The sequence below is a fragment of the Rhodococcus sp. EPR-157 genome (genome assembly GCF_001647195.1).
Classification (GTDB): domain Bacteria; phylum Actinomycetota; class Actinomycetes; order Mycobacteriales; family Mycobacteriaceae; genus Rhodococcoides.
Genome location: NZ_LVCV01000614.1, coordinates 1 through 3,449, shown reverse-complemented (window position 1 = coordinate 3,449; position 3,449 = coordinate 1). Strand labels below are relative to the sequence as shown.

General features: G+C 63.1%; 4 protein-coding genes. 1 reads left to right on the top strand and 3 read right to left on the bottom strand.

What is annotated here, in order from left to right:
- The 3 genes from A2J03_RS26560 to A2J03_RS26550 form a co-directional block, all read right to left on the bottom strand.
- Positions 1-231, bottom strand: a 231-nt coding sequence (locus A2J03_RS26560; protein ID WP_197480980.1) for a VOC family protein, incomplete at its 3' end; no start/stop codon positions are given.
- Between the two features lie 4 nt (positions 232-235).
- Positions 236-709: an SRPBCC family protein gene (locus tag A2J03_RS26555; protein ID WP_068380287.1), complete on the bottom strand. Its 474-nt coding sequence runs from the start codon at positions 707-709 to the stop codon at positions 236-238.
- Positions 706-1,053, bottom strand: a complete 348-nt coding sequence (locus tag A2J03_RS26550; RefSeq protein WP_068380284.1) for an ArsR/SmtB family transcription factor — start codon at positions 1,051-1,053, stop codon at positions 706-708. Before A2J03_RS26550 ends, A2J03_RS26555 begins: the two co-directional genes overlap by 4 nt.
- A 260-nt stretch (positions 1,054-1,313) precedes the next feature.
- Here A2J03_RS26550 and A2J03_RS26545 point away from each other — a divergent pair.
- A partial coding sequence (locus tag A2J03_RS26545) for a Na+/H+ antiporter subunit A (protein WP_068380291.1) occupies positions 1,314-3,449 on the top strand: 2,136 nt, incomplete at its 3' end.

The window sequence follows — 3,449 nt, the reverse complement described above, 5'->3', positions numbered from 1 at the left end:
GGCGACCACGAGCTGCAGCCCCTTGAGCGAACCGGGAGCCATCTGCTGCTGCGCCGGCAGCGTGCCGATGACGATGGAACAACCCGATCCGCGGGGAGTCAGCTGCGCAACCGTCATGAACTCGTTGACGGTGTGGTGGTCGAGGTCGAATCCGATCCGGTCGCGGTAGAACTCGATGGACCTGTCCAGGTCCGTAACGGGCACCATCACGACTTCCAGCGTCCAGTCCATGCCCTCAGCCCTTCAAGATGACGTCGAGTCGCTCGTACCCCTCGGACACACCCTTTTCCATTCCACTCTGCGCCATGCCGTCTCGCGACTCCAGCGACGGATATGCACTGTGAATGTCCAGGCGAGTACGGCCGTCACCGAGGTCGACGAATGTCAGCGCCTCGATACTCACCACGTCCGGGTACCCCTCGAACTCGAAAGTCTGGATCGCGAACTCGTTTTCGCGCACCACATGGAAAACACCGTTGAACGCGTAGCGGTTTCCCTCCGGATCGATGTGCACGTACCTGTATCTGCCACCGGTACTGAAGTCGTAGCACTCGATCTCCATGTCGTAGCCGTTGGGGCCGAGCCACTGCTTGACGAGCTCGGGTTCCTTGTGGGCGCGAAACACGGCGTCGACGGGAGCGTCGAACTCACGTGAGATGGCAATGAACGGCATTCCCTCGGGGAGGGTGATCGTGGTGGGATTACTCATGGTTTCGGCTCCTTAGTTGTGGCCAGCAGCGCGTCGAGCTTCCTGAACTGCTGTTCGTGGATGATGCGATACCTGTCGATCCATTCGGTCAGCTCCTCGAGCCGCGCGGAATCGAGATGGACCGGTCGACGCTGTGCGTCGCGTGACCTCGTCACCAAGCCCGCGTTCTCGAGGACCTGAATGTGACGTGAAATGGCTTGCTTGCTGATCTCGAACGGTTCGGCGAGGTCGTTCACCGTATGCGGGCCGCGACTGAGGCGAGCGACGAGTGCCCGACGCACTGGATCGGCGAGGGCCATGAAGCCCTCGTCGAGCCGGTCACTGCCCGAACCCGCTTCGCGCATAATCAACGATCTCCTTTATCAACCATTTCGTTGATTACGATAGACCGCCCGGGTCGCACCCGTCAACGACTGCCGTGCCGAATTCACGCCGAATGCAGCGCGTCGACCACGCAAAGTAGGATGGACACAACCTATACTCGCCGGCCGAGCACACGGCCCGCGAGCGTACCGACCGTTTTGTTCGACTACTCGACGCCGCCCAACGACGACCGCGACAGCCCTCAACGACTGCCGCGACCCAGAGACGACGGAGTACTTTTTTGCTCGCTATCTTGATTGCGCACCTGGTCGCGGCCTTGTGCGCGCCATTGCTGGTCCGCTGGTGGGGTCGAAGTGCTTTCTTTCCACTAGCTCTAGTCCCGCTTTTCAGTCTCGTCTGGGTGTTCGGCAACTGGAACACCGAGCAGACAGTCGAAATCGAGTGGGTCCCAGGCCTGTCGATGAACGTCGACATGCGGTTCGATTCGCTCGCCGCGATCATGTCGCTGCTCGTCCTCGGAATCGGCGCACTGATCCTGGTCTACTGCGCACGATACTTCGAGGACGACGAGCCACGGCTCGGCATCTTCGCCGCCGAAATGGTCGCGTTCTCCGGTGCGATGTTCGGACTCATCACCAGTGACAACATGTTGGTCCTGTACATCTTCTGGGAGATCACGACAGTCCTGTCGTTCCTGCTCGTCGGCCACTACGCCGAACGCGCCTCCTCCCGCCGCGCAGCTACGCAGGCTCTGCTCGTCACAACAGCCGGCGGCTTGGCGATGCTGGTCGGCATCATCATCCTCGGCCAGGTGGCGGGCAGCTACAAGCTGTCCGACGTCATTGCCGACGCGCCGTCGGGATGGCTTCCCGGCGTCGCGATCGTGCTGATTCTCATCGGCGCGCTGTCGAAGTCCGCGATCATCCCGATGCACTTCTGGCTTCCCGGCGCCATGGCCGCCCCGACTCCGGTCAGCGGCTACCTGCACGCGGCGGCGATGGTGAAGGCAGGCATCTACCTGGTCGCGAGGTTGGCGCCCGGGTTCGCCGACTCCGGCCCATGGCGAGCCACGATCATCACCCTCGGCCTGCTGTCGATGATCGTCGCCGGCTGGCGCGCACTTCGCGCATTCGACCTGAAGCTGATCCTCGCGTTCGGCACCGTCAGTCAGCTCGGCTTCCTGATGGTCCTCGTGGGCATCGGCACCGAGAAGGCCATGCTCGCGGGGCTGACGATGGTCATCGCCCACGCGATGTTCAAAGCCGCGCTCTTCATGGTGGTCGGAATCATCGACCATACGACGGGCACCCGTGACATCCGCAAGCTCGCGCACCTCGGCAAGAAGGTGCCGATACTCGCCGTCGTCGCCGGGTTGGCCGCGGCCAGCATGGCGGGACTACCTCCGTTCCTCGGATTCGTCGGCAAGGAGACCGCGCTGTCCGCGGTCATCGGCACCCCGGCACTCAATCCGGCCGTCAGTGCGGTGGTCGTCACAGGTCTGGTGCTCGGTTCGATCCTGACGGTCACCTACAGCATCCGTTTCGTATGGGGCGCATTCGGACGCAAACAGCTCAAGCGTCCGAGCCCGGCCGTCAAGAACATGCACGAGCCGACGGCACTCTTCCTGGCGGCTCCCGCGTTTCTCGCTGTACTCGGCGCAGTGGCCGGTGTCTTCTCACCGGTCGTCGACCACATCGTGAGCCCGTACGCACGCACGGTCGATTCGTACGGTCAGGCGCCGTACCACCTCTCGCTGTGGCACGGATTCAACCTCCCCCTCGGTCTGACGGTCGTCGTCGTCACAGGAGGTGTTGCGCTGTTCGTTGCGCACCGGATGGTCAACCGCCTCAAGTTCGAGCACCCGGCACTCGGCAACGCCGACCGTGTCTACGACGCGGTCCTCAAAGGTATGGACACCATCTCCATCCGGCTCACCGGCACGACACAGCGCGGTTCACTACCGTTGACCCAGGGAACGATCCTGTTGACGCTGGTGCTGCTGCCGATGGCGGTACTCGCGGTCGGCTTCGAGCCGGAACTGGACTTCGTCCTGTTCGACACACCACTCCAGATCGTGGTCTCGCTCATCATGATTGCCGGTGCGCTCGGCGCCACCGTCATGCGCAACCGTCTCGCCAGCGTCATTCTCGTCGGCCTGACTGGGTACGGCTGCGGCGTCATCTTCGCAATACACGGCGCGCCCGACCTGGCGCTCACCCAGTTCCTCGTCGAGACTTTGACTCTCGTCGTCTTCGTGCTGGTCCTGCGGAAGCTGCCCGCCGAGGTCGACGACCGAGGATCCGCCGGATCACGACTCCCCCGCGCCGCGTTGGCAATCGCGGTCGGCGCGACGATCACGGTTCTCGGCGCGTACGCGATGAACGCCCGCAACAGCGTCCCGATCTCGCTGCAACTT

What these genes read in the sequence shown, in the direction of transcription:
- A2J03_RS26550 (WP_068380284.1), bottom strand. Translation starts at nt 1,053, where the DNA reads ATGCGCGAAGCGGGTTCGGGCAGTGACCGGCTCGACGAGGGCTTCATG.
- A2J03_RS26555 (WP_068380287.1), bottom strand. Translation starts at nt 709, where the DNA reads ATGAGTAATCCCACCACGATCACCCTCCCCGAGGGAATGCCGTTCATT.